The sequence below is a fragment of the Bacteroides sp. MSSM.1001136sp1_RTP21357st2_D2_RTP21359_211015 genome (assembly GCF_040913205.1).
In the GTDB taxonomy this organism is placed as follows: Bacteria; Bacteroidota; Bacteroidia; order Bacteroidales; family Bacteroidaceae; genus Bacteroides; species Bacteroides ovatus.
Genome location: NZ_JBDFVF010000041.1, coordinates 40,539 through 55,264, shown reverse-complemented (window position 1 = coordinate 55,264; position 14,726 = coordinate 40,539). Strand labels below are relative to the sequence as shown.

At 43.9% G+C, this 14,726-nt stretch carries 10 protein-coding genes; 6 read left to right on the top strand and 4 right to left on the bottom strand.

Annotated elements, in window-relative coordinates; genetic code table 11:
- Together AB5217_RS21460 and AB5217_RS21455 are read left to right on the top strand one after the other, a co-directional pair.
- On the top strand, nucleotides 1–643 hold a 643-nt coding region (locus AB5217_RS21460), incomplete at its 5' end, for an ABC transporter permease (RefSeq protein WP_368117381.1).
- 20 nt (nucleotides 644–663) lie between these two features.
- Entirely contained in the window at nucleotides 664–1,530 is an 867-nt protein-coding gene (locus AB5217_RS21455) for a glycine betaine ABC transporter substrate-binding protein (RefSeq protein ID WP_004327045.1), read from the top strand.
- Nucleotides 1,531–1,681: 151 nt separating this feature from the next.
- On the opposite strand, the gene nifJ is transcribed toward AB5217_RS21455, so the two are convergent.
- Both nifJ and AB5217_RS21445 read right to left on the bottom strand, forming a co-directional pair.
- Entirely contained in the window at nucleotides 1,682–5,233 is a 3,552-nt protein-coding gene (gene nifJ / locus AB5217_RS21450; RefSeq protein ID WP_004307074.1) for a pyruvate:ferredoxin (flavodoxin) oxidoreductase, read from the bottom strand.
- A 32-nt stretch (nucleotides 5,234–5,265) separates the two neighbouring features.
- Nucleotides 5,266–6,444 carry an ATP-binding protein gene (locus tag AB5217_RS21445; RefSeq protein ID WP_032843836.1) on the bottom strand — a complete coding sequence of 393 codons (1,179 nt, stop codon included), beginning with the start codon at nucleotides 6,442–6,444 and terminating at the stop codon, nucleotides 5,266–5,268.
- A 162-nt stretch (nucleotides 6,445–6,606) separates the two neighbouring features.
- Here AB5217_RS21445 and AB5217_RS21440 point away from each other — a divergent pair, with 162 nt between their 5' ends.
- Entirely contained in the window at nucleotides 6,607–7,806 is a 1,200-nt protein-coding gene (locus tag AB5217_RS21440) for a hypothetical protein (protein WP_032843834.1), read from the top strand.
- A 232-nt stretch (nucleotides 7,807–8,038) separates the two neighbouring features.
- Here the strand turns inward: AB5217_RS21440 and AB5217_RS21435 are convergent, their stop codons facing one another.
- The gene (locus AB5217_RS21435) at nucleotides 8,039–9,490 is read right to left on the bottom strand and encodes a glycoside hydrolase family 10 protein (protein ID WP_004304437.1); all 1,452 of its coding nucleotides are present in this window, start codon (nucleotides 9,488–9,490) and stop codon (nucleotides 8,039–8,041) included.
- Nucleotides 9,491–9,598: 108 nt separating this feature from the next.
- Here AB5217_RS21435 and AB5217_RS21430 point away from each other — a divergent pair, with 108 nt between their 5' ends.
- From AB5217_RS21430 to AB5217_RS21420, 3 genes are read left to right on the top strand one after another with little or no spacing between them, the layout of a single operon-like run.
- A complete protein-coding gene (locus AB5217_RS21430; protein ID WP_032843832.1) occupies nucleotides 9,599–11,029 on the top strand; it encodes a carbon starvation protein A in 1,431 nt (476 codons plus the stop codon).
- Nucleotides 11,026–11,256, top strand: coding sequence for a hypothetical protein (locus AB5217_RS21425; protein ID WP_032843830.1), 231 nt, complete (start codon nucleotides 11,026–11,028; stop codon nucleotides 11,254–11,256). The genes AB5217_RS21430 and AB5217_RS21425 overlap by 4 nt, the downstream gene beginning before the upstream one ends.
- 4 nt (nucleotides 11,257–11,260) lie before the next feature.
- A complete protein-coding gene (locus AB5217_RS21420; protein ID WP_004327036.1) occupies nucleotides 11,261–11,746 on the top strand; it encodes an outer membrane beta-barrel protein in 486 nt (161 codons plus the stop codon).
- A 200-nt stretch (nucleotides 11,747–11,946) separates the two neighbouring features.
- On the opposite strand, the gene uvrA is transcribed toward AB5217_RS21420, so the two are convergent.
- Nucleotides 11,947–14,718: an excinuclease ABC subunit UvrA gene (gene uvrA / locus AB5217_RS21415; protein ID WP_032843827.1), complete on the bottom strand. Its 2,772-nt coding sequence runs from the start codon at nucleotides 14,716–14,718 to the stop codon at nucleotides 11,947–11,949.
- Between the last annotated feature and the right edge of the window lie 8 nt (nucleotides 14,719–14,726).

Here is a 14,726-nt window from a genome sequence, read left to right as displayed (position 1 = left end):
AGGACGCGGTACGGCAATTTTCACCGCATTGGGATTATTACTGATCTATGGAATGGGATTTTGGGAGGCTACTATGCAAACCCTGGCTCTCGTTTTTTCATCTACCTGTCTGGCTCTGATTGTTGGTGTACCTTTAGGAGTGTGGACGGCAAACAGTCCGCGTGCAGAGAAAATACTTCGTCCTGTTCTCGACTTGATGCAGACGATGCCTGCTTTTGTTTATCTGATTCCTGCTGTTTTGTTTTTCGGATTGGGAGCAGTGCCAGGAGTGTTTGCCACCATTATCTTTGCTATGCCTCCTGTGGTCCGCCTTACCGGATTGGGAATCCGGCAAGTTCCTAAAAATGTAGTGGAAGCTTCCCGTTCGTTCGGAGCTACCCGTTGGCAGTTATTGTATAAAGTGCAGCTTCCTTTGGCGTTGCCCACCATTCTGACTGGTGTCAACCAGACAATAATGATGTCGCTTTCTATGGTTGTCATTGCTGCCATGATTGCTGCCGGTGGTCTGGGAGAAATTGTATTGAAAGGTATTACCCAAATGAAAATCGGACTTGGGTTTGAAGGTGGTATAGCAGTTGTTATTTTAGCTATCATCTTAGACCGTATCACGCAAGGAATGGCAGGACGAAAAAATAAGAACTAAACGGAAAGGATAAAATACGTATGAGAATATATAAAATAGTAGGAATAGTATTGTCAGCTATGCTTTTGCTAGCTTCCTGTACTAATTCAGACTTAGAGAAAAAGAAAGTAAAAATAGCCTATGCCAATTGGCTGGAAGGTATTGCCATGAGTCATTTGGCTAAGGTGGTATTGGAAGAGCATGGATATGAGGTTGAACTGCAAAATGCTGACCTTGCCCCCATCTTTGTATCTATGTCAGGAAAGAAATCTGATGTGTTTCTGGATGCCTGGTTACCAATAACGATGAAAGATTATATGGATCAGTATGGAGACAGCATCGAATTTTTTGGGGAGGTATACGGAGAAGCTCGCGTCGGACTGGTTGTTCCTCAATATGTTACGATCCACTCTATTAATGAGCTGGAAGCTAATAAAGACCGTTTTTCTTCTGAAATAGTAGGAATTGATGCGGGAGCAGGGATAATGAAGACGACCGATAAGGCCATTGCTGCTTACGGACTTGATGGGTATACCCTCATGACTTCAAGTAGTTCCACCATGCTGGCTTCTTTGAAAAAAGCGATGGACAAAGGAGAATGGATTGTCATTACGGGGTGGACACCGCATTGGATGTTCGACCAGTTTGACTTGAAATTCTTGGATGATCCGAAGAAAGTATATGGAGACTTGGAAGAAATACATGCTATTGCATGGAAAGGATTCAGTGAGAAAGATCCGTTTGCTGCCGAATTCTTTGGCAACATCAAACTAACGACAGAAGAACTTAGCTCTTTTATGACAGCTATGAAGGATGCCAGGATGGATGAAGAAGAAATAGCCCGTAAATGGAGGGATGAGCATCGGCTGTTGGTGGATAGTTGGATTCCGAAGTCAGAGAATAAATAGATTGGAGCATTGTTATTCTTAATTTTAAATATAAAATAGACATGAACTCTAGTGGGAAAAAGGGAGTACTGTTTATGTTGGACAGAGTTCATACAATAAAAAACGGTAATCTTCTACAAGATTACCGTTTTTTATTTATAGGGTATTACTATTATTCAGCACCCCAGTTTTCTCTAGCCAAACGTTTGTAGCTGTTGTAACGCCATTTAGCGTTTTCTTCGGCAGCTTTGAATAGTTCTTCAGCTTCAGCAGGATATTGTTTCATTACAGAAGCGTAACGAACTTCACCTTTCAAGAAACCTTGGAAATCTTCCCAGTTCGGTTCTTTGCTATCCAATTGGAATGGATTCTTGCCTTCTTCTTCCAGAGCCGGGTTGTAACGCCACAAGTGCCAGTAACCGCACTTAACAGCCTTTTCTTCTTCTTCCTGGCTCTTACCCATACCTGCTTTCAGACCGTGGTTGATACATGGAGCGTAAGCGATAATCAAAGATGGTCCTGGATATGCTTCAGCTTCACGGATAGCTTTCAGAGTTTGAGCTTGGTCAGCACCCATAGCGATCTGTGCAACATATACATAACCGTAAGTAGTAGCCATCAGACCGAGGTCTTTCTTACGTACGCGCTTACCAGCAGCAGCGAACTTAGCGATAGCACCTACCGGAGTAGCCTTAGAAGACTGACCACCTGTGTTAGAGTAAACTTCAGTATCCAGAACGAGGATGTTAACGTCCTTACCGGAAGCGATTACATGGTCAAGACCACCATAACCGATATCGTAAGAAGCACCGTCACCACCAATGATCCACTGGCTGCGTTTTACAAGATATTGAGTCAGTCCTTTCAGTTCTTTGCAAATAGGACATCCGTGAGAAAGACCTTCTTCAATCACTGCTTTCACTTGAGGAGCCAATTCTTTAGTCTTGTCAGCATCGTACATGTTTTCAATCCATGCTTTCAGCACTTCTTTTGCTTCAGGTGAAGCGTTGTCGGCAGCAAGGATTTCGTTGAATAACTTCACGATACGAGCACGCATCTTTTCATTAGCCAATTCCATACCCAAACCGAATTCACAGAAGTCTTCGAACAGTGAGTTAGCCCAAGCAGGACCGTGACCGTTTTCGTTCGTAGTATACGGAGTAGAAGGAACTGAACCAGAGTAGATAGAAGAACATCCGGTAGCGTTAGCAACCATTTCACGGTCACCGAACAATTGAGAAATCAATTTCACATACGGAGTTTCACCACAACCAGAGCAAGCACCAGAGAACTCAAACAACGGAGTAGCGAACTGTGAGTTCTTCACGTTAGACTTGATATCAACAAGATGTTGTTTAGTCTTCACGTTTTCAGCACAGTAAGTCCAGTTGTCAGCTTCAGCCAATTGGCTTTCGAGGTGTTTCATTGTCAATGCTTTGCCACCCTTCTTCGGATTACCCGGACAGATGTCAGCACAGTTACCGCAACCCAGACAGTCGAGAACGTCAACCTGGATACGGAATGTCATACCGTCGAATACTTTACCTACTGCTTTCAATTGTTCGAACTTAGCACCCTTCTGCTCTTCAGCATCGAGTACGAACGGACGGATAGAAGCGTGAGGACAAACGTATGCACACTTGTTACACTGGATACAGTTTTCTGGATTCCATTCAGGAACGAATGCGGCTACACCACGTTTTTCGTATTTAGAAGTACCTTGATACCAAGTACCGTCTTCGATACCCTTGAATGCAGATACAGGCAGCAAGTCACCATCTTGTGCATTGATCGGACGAACTACTTCGTTGATGAATGCAGGATCGTTGTTTTCAGCTTTTGCATCATCCGGCAGGTTAGCCCAAGCAGGATCAACAGCTAAAGTCTTGTATTCACCACCACGGTCAACGGCAGCATAGTTCTTGTTAACAACGTCTTCACCCTTCTTACCGTAAGACTTAACGATGAATTTCTTCATCTGTTCAACAGCCTGGTCTACAGGAATAACACCTGTGATACGGAAGAATGCAGATTGAAGGATAGTGTTGGTACGATTACCCAAACCAATTTCCAATGCAATCTGTGTTGCGTTGATATAGTATACGGAAATGTTGTTCTGTGCAAAATATTTCTTAACCTTGTTAGGCAGGTTCTTAGCCAGTTCTTCACCTTCCCAGATAGTGTTCAGCAAGAAAGAACCGTTCTTACGCAAACCACGAGTTACATCGTACATGTGCAGGTAAGCCTGAACGTGACAAGCAACGAAGTTCGGAGTATTTACCAAATAAGTGGAACGGATCGGAGTATCACCGAAACGCAAGTGAGAACAAGTGAAACCACCTGACTTCTTAGAGTCATAAGAGAAGTAAGCCTGGCAGTGTTTGTCAGTGTTGTCACCGATAATCTTTACAGAGTTCTTGTTAGCACCTACTGTACCGTCAGCACCCAAACCGTAGAATTTAGCTTCGAACATTCCTTCACCGCCTAAAGCGATTTCTTCTTTTTGAGGAAGAGAAGTGAAAGTAACGTCGTCTACGATACCGATAGTGAAGTGATTCTTCGGCATTGGCATGGCCAAGTTCTCGAATACTGAAAGAATTTGAGCAGGAGTAGTATCTTTTGAACCCAAACCGTAGCGACCGCCAACGATAACCGGAGCATTTTCTGCGCCGTAGAAGCAGTCTTTAACGTCAAGGTAAAGAGGTTCGCCGTTAGCGCCTGGTTCTTTAGTACGGTCAAGAACTGCGATAGTCTTGGCAGTCTTAGGTACAGCAGCCAGGAAGTGTTTAGCAGAGAACGGACGATACAGGTGTACGGCAACCATACCCACTTTTTCGCCATTTGCTACCAAGTGGTCGATAGCTTCGCGGGCAGCTTCTGTTACAGAACCCATAGCGATAATTACGCGTTCTGCATCTTCTGCACCATAATAATCGAACAAACCGTATTTACGACCTGTAATCTTAGAAATTTCATTCATGTATTCTTCTACGATAGCAGGAACTGCTTCATAGTAGTTGTTACATGATTCACGATGTTGGAAGAAGTGGTCGGGGTTTTCAGCCATACCACGAGCAACCGGATTCATCGGATTCAGTGCGCGGGCACGGAATTCAGCCAAAGCTTCCTGATCGATCAGCGGAGCAAGATCATCATTTTCCAACATTTCAATCTTCTGGATTTCGTGAGATGTACGGAAACCATCGAAGAAGTTCATGAACGGAACGCGAGATTTGATGGTAGCCAAGTGGGCAACACCAGCCAAATCCATAACTTCCTGTACAGAGCCTTCAGCCAACATAGCAAAGCCAGTCTGACGAGCTGACATTACGTCTTGGTGGTCACCGAAGATACACAATGCGTGAGAAGCCAATGTACGAGCAGACACATGGAATACGCAAGGCAAGAACTCACCGGCAATTTTGTACATATTAGGGATCATCAGGAGAAGCCCCTGAGAAGCAGTGTAAGTAGTAGTCAACGCACCAGCCTGAAGAGAACCGTGAACTGCACCGGCAGCACCACCTTCAGATTGCATTTCCTGTACCAATACTGTTTCGCCGAAGATGTTCTTACGTCCTGCGGCAGCCCATTCGTCTACGTACTCAGCCATAGTCGAAGAAGGAGTGATGGGGTAGATAGCAGCTACTTCAGAAAACATATACGAGATATGCGCTGCAGCCTGGTTACCATCACAAGTGATGAATTTCTTCTGTTTAGTCATAACTAAATTAAATATTTAAGTAAATAAATCTTTTAATATAAAAAGCCGAACATCCAGAGAGGTATCTGGTTGCCCCGACCTATTTCAGCCTTATGTAACGCGTACGTCACATTCGGATTGTTCTTGATCTTTGCTCCTTCCTGGCAAATTTTGAACGGCATTACTTCGTCCACCATAAAAGAGACGTTTTTATCTCCTTTATGTACCTTATGGTCTTTCCATAAAGAATTCACAAAGAAAGTGTCGAGCACATCCTGCTCCTCCACTTTCACCGGGTAGATGGAATACATCAGGTTGGAGTTGTGCATCATTATCTTCGAAGGTTTTTTAGGGAATTCTTCCCCCTTCGGATAAACCAGATTAATCAGTCGTGCATCTGCCAGATACTTGATATAGTTCATCACCGTGGCGCGAGATGTCTGTATGTCGCTTGCCAGTTGGCTCACATTGGGAGCCTTCGGTCCGTCGACAGCGAGCAAATATAGTAATTTTTTTATCTTTGAAAGATATTTCAGTTCAATTTGTTTGATGAGCAGGATATCTACTTCCACCATCATGTTCATCGTTTTCAGCAAATTCTCCGAGAAGTTACGCTTCTCGAGGAAGAACGGATAGAACCCATGATGCAGGTAATCCTGGAAGTAATCCAGCGGACGAACTTTAGAGAGTACTCCTTTGGCAATCTGTTCGTGAGTGCTAAGAATTTCTTCGAGGCTGTATGCCCTGAATTTCATGCCTGTCTGTAAGTTCAGGTATTCGCGAAAAGAAAATCCGCGCAGGTTATAGCTCTTTGCAATATCACGCAGTTCAAGGTTTTCCTCTTTCAGTCGCATCACGGATGAGCCGGTAAAGACAATCTTCAGATTAGGAAAACGATCGTAACACATGCGCAACTCTCTGCTCCATTCCGGATGTTTGAACACTTGGTCAATCAACAATACTTTTCCGCCACGTTTCTGGAATTCGTAGGCAAAGTCTACAATGCTGTGTCCCGAGAAATAGAAATTGTTCATGTTGATGAACAGACAGGAACGGTCGTTTCCGAATTTCTCTTTGGCGTATTGGAGAAGGAAAGTGGTTTTTCCTACGCCACGTGTCCCTTTGATACCAATCAGGCGGTCGCTCCAATCGATCTCGTCCATAAGATCGCGGCGAACGGGGGCATTGGTGTGCTCAACGAGGTAGGCGTGTGTGCGATAGAATGATTCCATTTCAGTTCTTTGTTTTTCGGGTGGCAAATATACTGCTTTTTTTAGGATTTGCAAAGTAGAGATGGCAAAATTGTGAGTTTAATTAGAACTTTCTGTTTATTGTAGCCATTCCTGGCTATTTCCTGTATATATTTGCAGAATAATGTATTGAATTCGTTTAAAATGACAAAAAAGGCTCTTTATATATTCAATCCGGAACATGATTTGGCGTTAGCCAGCGGTGAAACAAACTATATGGCACCGGCTTCCGCCCGGCAGATGGCATCCGAATTGGCTTTGTTGCCGATGTGGTATGCAGAAGAGGGAAGTGTTGTATTGGCTCCTTCCGCTTATAATCTCGACTATGTGAAGAAGATACAGGAATTATTAGGACTTTCGGTTGATTTGATGACAGAACCTGAACTTGCTTCGGAGCGGAATTTGGATATTCGTCCTTGGGGCTGGGATATAGCAATAAGAAAACGACTGTTGGATTTGGGAGTGGAAGAAAGCGAGCTTCCTTCTATTGAGCAATTGGATAAACTGCGTTTCTGTTCCCATCGTTCCTGCGCTGTGGGATTATTACCACAGCTACAACTGGGAGCCTGTTTTTGTGGAGAGTCTTTTTACCTGACGTTTCCCGAAGAATGGAAGTCATTTGTAGAATCACATGATACTTGTTTACTGAAAGCTCCTTTATCCGGTAGCGGAAAAGGGTTGAATTGGTGCAAAGGTGTATATACTCCTTCCATTTCCGGTTGGTGCTCACGCATTGGCAACCAGCAAGGAGGTGTTATTGGCGAACCTCTATATAATAAGGTGGAAGATTTTGCTATGGAATTTCGTTCTTCGGGTAATGGTCGATTTGGCTTTGCCGGATACTCTCAATTCCGTACGGGTGGAAGTGGGGCGTACGAAGGTAATCTGCTGATTTCAGATGCAGCCATCGAACGGAATCTTTCGGAATATATCCCTGTCGAAGAAATTTATAAATTGCGCGACCGCCTTGAACAAGAATTATCCCTCCGTTTCGGAACCATTTATAATGGTTATTTGGGAGTGGATATGATGATCTGTCGCTTTCCAGAATCTCCTGTTTATCGGATTCATCCTTGCGTGGAAATCAACTTGAGGATGAATATGGGAGTAGTAGCGCGTCATATTTATGACCATTATATCTATCCTACTTCAACAGGAGCTTTTCAAATAAGCTATTACCCTACGGAAGGAACAGCCTGGAGAGCACACAAAGAAATGGAGGAGGCTTATCCTTTGGAAATAGAACAAGGAAGAATAAAATCAGGCTATTTGTCATTGGTGCCGGCTCATAAAAAGAGTAGTTATCGGGCGTGGGTGTTTATCTCAAAAAGCGTGTTTTTGTGATATTATATCGAAGTTATGGTTTCTCGGTGTGAAACTGATAGTTTCATGCAGTGAAACCATTGGTTCCACACCGAGAAACAAAAAGTTTCATTGCATGAAACAAGTAATCACATGCCATGTGACTATCGTTCGCCTTACTTGTTATTGTTAATCATTCCATTCCGGAAAACTGGAATGAAGTAGAACTAGATTATTTTGCTGGGAAGTTCATACCAGTATAGGCATGTTTATTTTACTTCTGTACCGCCGCACTTTCGTTTCCGCAACGGTCAATAGCCGTAACTGCGAAATGTTTCTTAGCATTCCAGGGTAGGATAGGAGCATAGATATAACTTGTCTCCCGAACGCCTTGTGCAACAATGTTCTCCGGGCGATTAGTATCTACTGGAAATTCATTTGATGCATAAATGACATACATCGGATTATTACGCGAATCATTGTCGGTAGCAGCCTGCCACTTTAATTCCGTATATCCATTGTTGATATCAGTAACCTTTAGTTCGGACGGAGCCGTAGGCGGAACATTGTCCAGCCAAGGCATAGGAGGCTGTAAAGCTGGATATGCATAGAAATTCTCAGCCAATTCATCGTAGATACCTTGTGTATTTTCCATAAGATATTTCACCCGGTAATGTCCTTCACCTGCCATTTTCTGACTGCGGATGAAGTTCATCTGACGATCAATTTCGTCACGTGTCCATTTACCCTCATCAGGATGAAGAAAATAAATGCCAAGTCCCGGAACCACCTGTCGTCCGTTACTTTGTTCCTGCCAGTCGAGAGCAAAAGGATAGAAATTGTTTCCCTGGAAATACATCATCGGATAAATCTGGTCCATAATCCCTTCTCCCATCCAGCCTTGTGGGTCCTGATAAACGGTAAAGAAAGCATTCCATCCACGGGAAGGATAACGTGATGTATCCCGGTATTTTCCTACCGGACAGGTACTTACCTTTACCCAAGGCTTCATCGCTTTTACACCTTTATATATATAACGTACAATCTCGGAGATATTATCCCGGCGCCACTGATCCAGCGTACGTCCTTTATTATATCGGCGGAAATCATATTTATCGGGGAAAAGGGGAGCATTCTCCGGATAACGCAGATAGTCAAAATGTACTCCGTCCACATCATAACCGCTTACGACTTCCCGTACCAGTTTCATCAAATACTCTTTCGTAGCCGGATGCCCTGGGTTGAGGAAATATTCACTTTTGTAAGGGACACAGATATCTTTCATCCGCTTGGTGACGGACTGACTTCCGAGCGAAGCAACATGTTTCTTATTCCCCAGCGGAATAGTTACCATCCAGGCGTGACATTCCATTCCCCGTTTATGACATTCCTCAACGGCGAAAGCCAGTGGATCATAGCCGGGGTTTCCTCCTGTCTTTCCAGTTAAGATTGAATTGAATGGTTCGATTGCTGAAGGATATAATACATCTCCACGTGTACGGGTTTGAAATAGGACAGTGTTGAAGTTGGCAGCCTTCAACTTATCAAGAATATCTATTAACTCTTCTTTCTGTTTGCGAATTGTTTGGGGAGTTGTTGCACGTGTACGAGGCCAATCCAGTCCGTACACCGCTGTGACCCATGCGGCACGAACTTCATGTTTGGGTTGCGCAACCATTGAGAGGAAAGGAAACAAAAGTGAAAGAATGAAAATATATCGACGCATATTCTTTATTTTTTGTTTTAAATCCCTGCAAAGTTAGTAAAAGTGTCGGTATTGTTGGGCTGTTTCGTGAGATTATGTTACATTTGCCAAGCTAAAAAACGACACGCTATGATTACATTTACTCTATGCCTGCTGGCACTGGTAGTAGGCTATTTTACGTACGGACGCCTGATGGAACGTGTCTTTGGTCCTGATGACCGTAAAACACCGGCTCTTACAAAGGCTGATGGAGTGGACTATATTCCATTGCCCACTTGGAAGATTTTCATGATTCAATTTCTTAATATTGCCGGATTAGGTCCTATTTTCGGAGCAATCATGGGAGCGAAATTTGGTAGCTCTTCATACTTGTGGATTGTGTTGGGAAGTATTTTTGCGGGTGCAGTGCATGATTATTTTGCCGGAATGCTTTCTTTGCGTAATGGAGGTGAAAGTCTGCCGGAAATAATAGGACGTTATTTGGGACTGACTACCAAGCAGGTGATGAGAGGATTCACTGTCATTTTAATGATTCTGGTGGGGGCGGTTTTCGTTGCGGGGCCTGCCGGACTGTTGGCAAAACTCACTCCGGAAAGTTTGGATGCTACGTTTTGGATTGTGGTTGTATTCCTCTATTATATTTTGGCGACCCTACTTCCTGTTGATAAAATAATAGGTAAAATATATCCTATATTTGCGGTTGCCTTGTTGTTTATGGCAGTAGGCATTTTGGTGATGCTCTACGTTAACCATCCGGCTTTGCCTGAACTTTGGGATGGTTTGCAAAATACAAATCCCGAAGCAAGTGAGCTTCCTATTTTTCCGATTATGTTTGTGAGTATTGCATGTGGTGCCATTTCGGGTTTTCATGCTACGCAAAGCCCGTTGATGGCACGTTGTATGACCTCGGAACGGCATGGACGTCCGGTGTTTTACGGTGCAATGATTACCGAGGGCATTGTTGCTCTTATTTGGGCTGCTGCCGCTACTTACTTTTTCCATGAAAACGGAATGGAAGAAAGCAATGCTTCCGTTATTGTAGATTCTATAACGAAGGAGTGGCTGGGAGCTGTCGGAGGCGTACTTGCCATTTTGGGAGTGATTGCCGCTCCGATTACTTCGGGTGATACGGCTTTTCGTTCGGCACGTCTGATTGTGGCAGACTTCCTGGGTATGGAACAAAAAAGTATGCGCCGTCGTTTATATATTTGCATTCCGATGTTTGTCCTTGCTATCGGTCTGCTTTTGTATAGCTTGCGTGACGCAAACGGATTTAATATGATATGGCGTTATTTTGCCTGGGCGAATCAGACGCTGGCTGTGTTTACCTTGTGGGCTATAACGGTTTTTCTGGCGGTATCTAAGAAAACTTATATCATCACTTTGATACCGGCACTGTTTATGACATGTGTATGTTCTACTTATATATGTATTGCTCCTGAAGGATTGGGGCTTTCGCATGCAGCTTCCTATGGCGTTGGTATAGCGTGTGTAGTAGTTGCGGCAGTTTGGTTCTATATCTGGATAAGCAAGCAAAAAACAAGAAAATTATCAGAATGAAGAAAATAAGAAAATCGACAGGAGTTGCGCTTGCATTCCTTATTTATGTATCCGTAACAGCGGCTTATTTGTTGCCTCGTAATACGGAAGTCAGCCTGACAGAAAAAATAATTACGGTGGTGGTTTCTTATGTCATCGTCCTCCTTCTTTGGCTGGTGCTTCGAAAAAAGGAACAAATGCGTGAACGCCGCAAAAAAGACGAACAATTTATTCACTTAAAAAAATAAGTTTATGAAGAAATTAGCTTTGGTTCTTTGCTTATTAGCAGTCTCTTTTACTGCGCAGGCACAATTTGAGAAAGGAACGATGATTCTCAACCCTTCTGTGACAGGACTGGATTTTTCTTACAGTAAAAATGATGATGCCAAGTTTGGTATTGGTGCGCAAGCCGGTACATTTTTGGCAGATGGTTTTGCATTGATGGTAAATATTGGAGCAGACTGGTCGCAACCGAAGGATACATATACACTAGGTACAGGAATGCGTTGTTATTTCAATACAACGGGGATTTATCTTGGGGGTGGTTTTGACTGGGAACGGGTCCGTTACAAGGGTGGTAGCCATAACAACGATTGGGGATTGGGCATTGAAGCCGGATATGCGTACTTTCTCTCCAAAACTGTAACGATCGAACCGGCAGTTTATTATAAATGGCGTTTTGATGATTCTGATAATTCACGTTTCGGTGTGAAGATAGGATTCGGATTCTACTTTTAATTAGCTGTAAATAGGAATTTATATTTCACCACAGAGGACACGGAGGACACAGAGGTTTACTATTTTTTATTCACTATAGAATAACACAGAGTCTCACGTATTTATCATCGTATTTATCGCTCTGTTTTACTTACGGAAAAAAGAGAGAAGAACTCTGTGTCCTCCGTGGCCTCTGTGGTGAACCCTAAAATTATCATTTATTAGCGGAGTTTTTCTTTTAAGAATTGTCCTGTATAACTTGCTCCGCAGGCGGCAACTTCTTCCGGAGTGCCCACTGCTACAATGTTTCCACCCTTATCTCCACCTTCCGGTCCGAGATCGATTACATAATCGGCACATTTGATGACATCCATATTATGTTCAATGATAACGATACTGTGTCCCCGGCGAATCAGTGCGTCGAAAGCATCCAGAAGTTTGCGAATATCATGGAAATGAAGTCCGGTAGTCGGCTCGTCAAAGATAAACATCGTCGGGTCGGCTTTCTCCTGGCTCAAATAGAATGCTAGTTTGACACGTTGGTTTTCACCACCGGAAAGAGTGGAAGACGACTGTCCTAATTTTATATATCCCAGTCCTACGTCCTGCAAAGGAAGTAACTTCTTCACAATTTTCTTTTGTCCATGTTCGTTAAAGAACTCAACCGCCTGATTAACGGTCATCTCTAACACATCGTAGATACTTTTATCGTTGAATTTCACTTCCAGCGTATCAGACTTGAACCGTTTTCCGTGACAAGATTCACACTCCAACACTAAGTCTGCCATAAATTGCATTTCTACGGTGATGGTTCCTTCCCCCTTACATTCTTCGCAACGTCCGCCTTCACTGTTGAAACTGAAGAATCCGGGGGTATATCCCATTTGTTTCGCCAAAGGCTGTTCGGACCATAGTTTGCGGATTTCGTCGTAAGCCTTGATGTAAGTCACCGGATTTGAGCGTGATGATTTGCCAATCGGGTTCTGGTCTACAAATTCTACATTCCGCAGGTCACGCAAACTTCCTCCGATTGAAGAGAATTCTCCCGGTCGGTCACTACATTCGTCTAATTCACGTTTCAATGCCCGGAAGAAAATATCTCTCACCAATGTACTTTTCCCGGAACCGGAAACACCCGTAACAACTGTCATTACATTGAGAGGGATACGTACGTTTACTCCTTTCAGATTATTCTCACGTGCGCCTTTCAATTCTATATAATTATTCCACGGGCGGCGATGCTCCGGAACAGGTATTTCATCTTCTCCTAAAAGATAACGTACCGTATAGCTGTTGCTTCCCTTCTTTAAATCCTTCATATCTCCCTGGTAAACAACTTCTCCACCCAGACGTCCGGCATTGGGACCTATGTCGATAATGTAATCCGCTGCACGGATAATCTCTTCATCGTGCTCTACCACTACTACCGTATTTCCTAATTGTTGCAGTTGACGCAACACATGGAGCAGGCGGTCTGTATCACGGCTATGCAGTCCGATGCTTGGCTCGTCGAGAATATAAAGACTGCCCACAAGGCTACTTCCCAGCGAGGTTGCCAGATTGATACGCTGGCTTTCTCCACCCGATAAGGAATTACTAAGTCGGTTCAACGTCAGATAGCCCAAACCTACATCGATTAAAAAGCGAATCCGGCTATTTATTTCAATCAGAATACGTCGGGACACATTGCTGTCGTGCTCATCCAGTTCCAGATGGTCGAAGAATTGCTTCAGTTCTGTGATGGGCAAATCCACCAGTTCGGAAATATTCTTTCCGCCCACCCGTACATATCCGGCTTCCGGTTTCAGGCGGGTGCCGTGGCATTTCGGGCAAAGCGTCTTTCCCCGGTAACGCGCCAGCATCACCCGGTATTGTATCTTATATTGATTTTCTTCCAGCATCTTGAAAAAATCATTGATGCCGTGGAAATATTGGTTGCCTTCCCAAAGTAACCTGCGTTGCGCGTCTGTCAACTCATAATAAGGAGTGAAAATGGGGAAGTCGAATTTCTCCGCATTATGAATTAATTCTTCTTTCCATTCACCCATCTTTTCGCCACGCCAGCATACGATAGCTCCTTCATATACCGATAATGAACGATCCGGAACGACTAAGTGCTCGTCAATGCCGATTACTTTGCCGAATCCTTCGCACGCCGGACAAGCGCCGATAGGCGAGTTGAATGAAAACATCTGGTCGTTCGGTTCTTCAAAGATGATGCCGTCCGCTTCGAATTTAGTGCTGAAAGTATGAAGTTTCGTAGTTCCATCCGATAGAAAAAAACGCAGCATACAGGTTCCGTCGCCTTCATACATGGCTGTTTCGGCAGAATCTGTCAGTCGGCTGATGGCGTCTTTGCTGGTGGCAACCGCCATACGGTCGACCAGCAGATAGACTTCATCACCTGCCACAGGCGTATATTCATCGATTCGTTTCATTTCACCGTTCACTTCGATACGGTTGAATCCTTGTTTCAGGTCTATCTCCAATTGCTGTTGTAATGTGCGGTCTTCACGCAGGCGGATAGGCGTCAGTACCGTATATCTTGTGCCTTCCGGATAGGAAAGCATACAGTTGACGATGTCCTCTGTGGAGTGCTTCTTCACTTCCTGCCCGCTGATGGGACTATACGTTTTTCCCACCCGTGAATATAACAGGCGTAGATATTCGTAAATTTCAGTCGAGGTGCCCACGGTGGAACGGGGATTACGGCTGTTTACTTTTTGTTCGATGGCAATGGCGGGAGGAATTCCTTTGATAAAGTCACACTCCGGTTTGCTCATTCTCCCCAGGAACTGACGCGCGTAGCTGCTTAAGCTTTCTACGTAGCGGCGTTGTCCCTCTGCATAAAGGGTATCAAAAGCAAGTGATGATTTTCCCGAACCCGACAATCCGGTGATAACAACAAGTTTGTTGCGGGGAATATCTACATCGATGTTTTTTAGGTTGTTGACTCGTGCGCCTTTGATCGAAATATAGTTGTTTTCTGACATAAAATACT

Excerpts from the sequence above, each read along its gene's own strand:
- AB5217_RS21455 (WP_004327045.1), top strand. The coding sequence starts at position 664 with ATGAGAATATATAAAATAGTAGGAATAGTATTGTCAGCTATGCTTTTG.
- nifJ (WP_004307074.1), bottom strand. The coding sequence starts at position 5,233 with ATGACTAAACAGAAGAAATTCATCACTTGTGATGGTAACCAGGCTGCA.
- AB5217_RS21445 (WP_032843836.1), bottom strand. The coding sequence starts at position 6,444 with ATGGAATCATTCTATCGCACACACGCCTACCTCGTTGAGCACACCAAT.
- AB5217_RS21440 (WP_032843834.1), top strand. The coding sequence starts at position 6,607 with ATGACAAAAAAGGCTCTTTATATATTCAATCCGGAACATGATTTGGCG.
- AB5217_RS21435 (WP_004304437.1), bottom strand. The coding sequence starts at position 9,490 with ATGCGTCGATATATTTTCATTCTTTCACTTTTGTTTCCTTTCCTCTCA.
- AB5217_RS21430 (WP_032843832.1), top strand. The coding sequence starts at position 9,599 with ATGATTACATTTACTCTATGCCTGCTGGCACTGGTAGTAGGCTATTTT.
- AB5217_RS21425 (WP_032843830.1), top strand. The coding sequence starts at position 11,026 with ATGAAGAAAATAAGAAAATCGACAGGAGTTGCGCTTGCATTCCTTATT.
- AB5217_RS21420 (WP_004327036.1), top strand. The coding sequence starts at position 11,261 with ATGAAGAAATTAGCTTTGGTTCTTTGCTTATTAGCAGTCTCTTTTACT.
- uvrA (WP_032843827.1), bottom strand. The coding sequence starts at position 14,718 with ATGTCAGAAAACAACTATATTTCGATCAAAGGCGCACGAGTCAACAAC.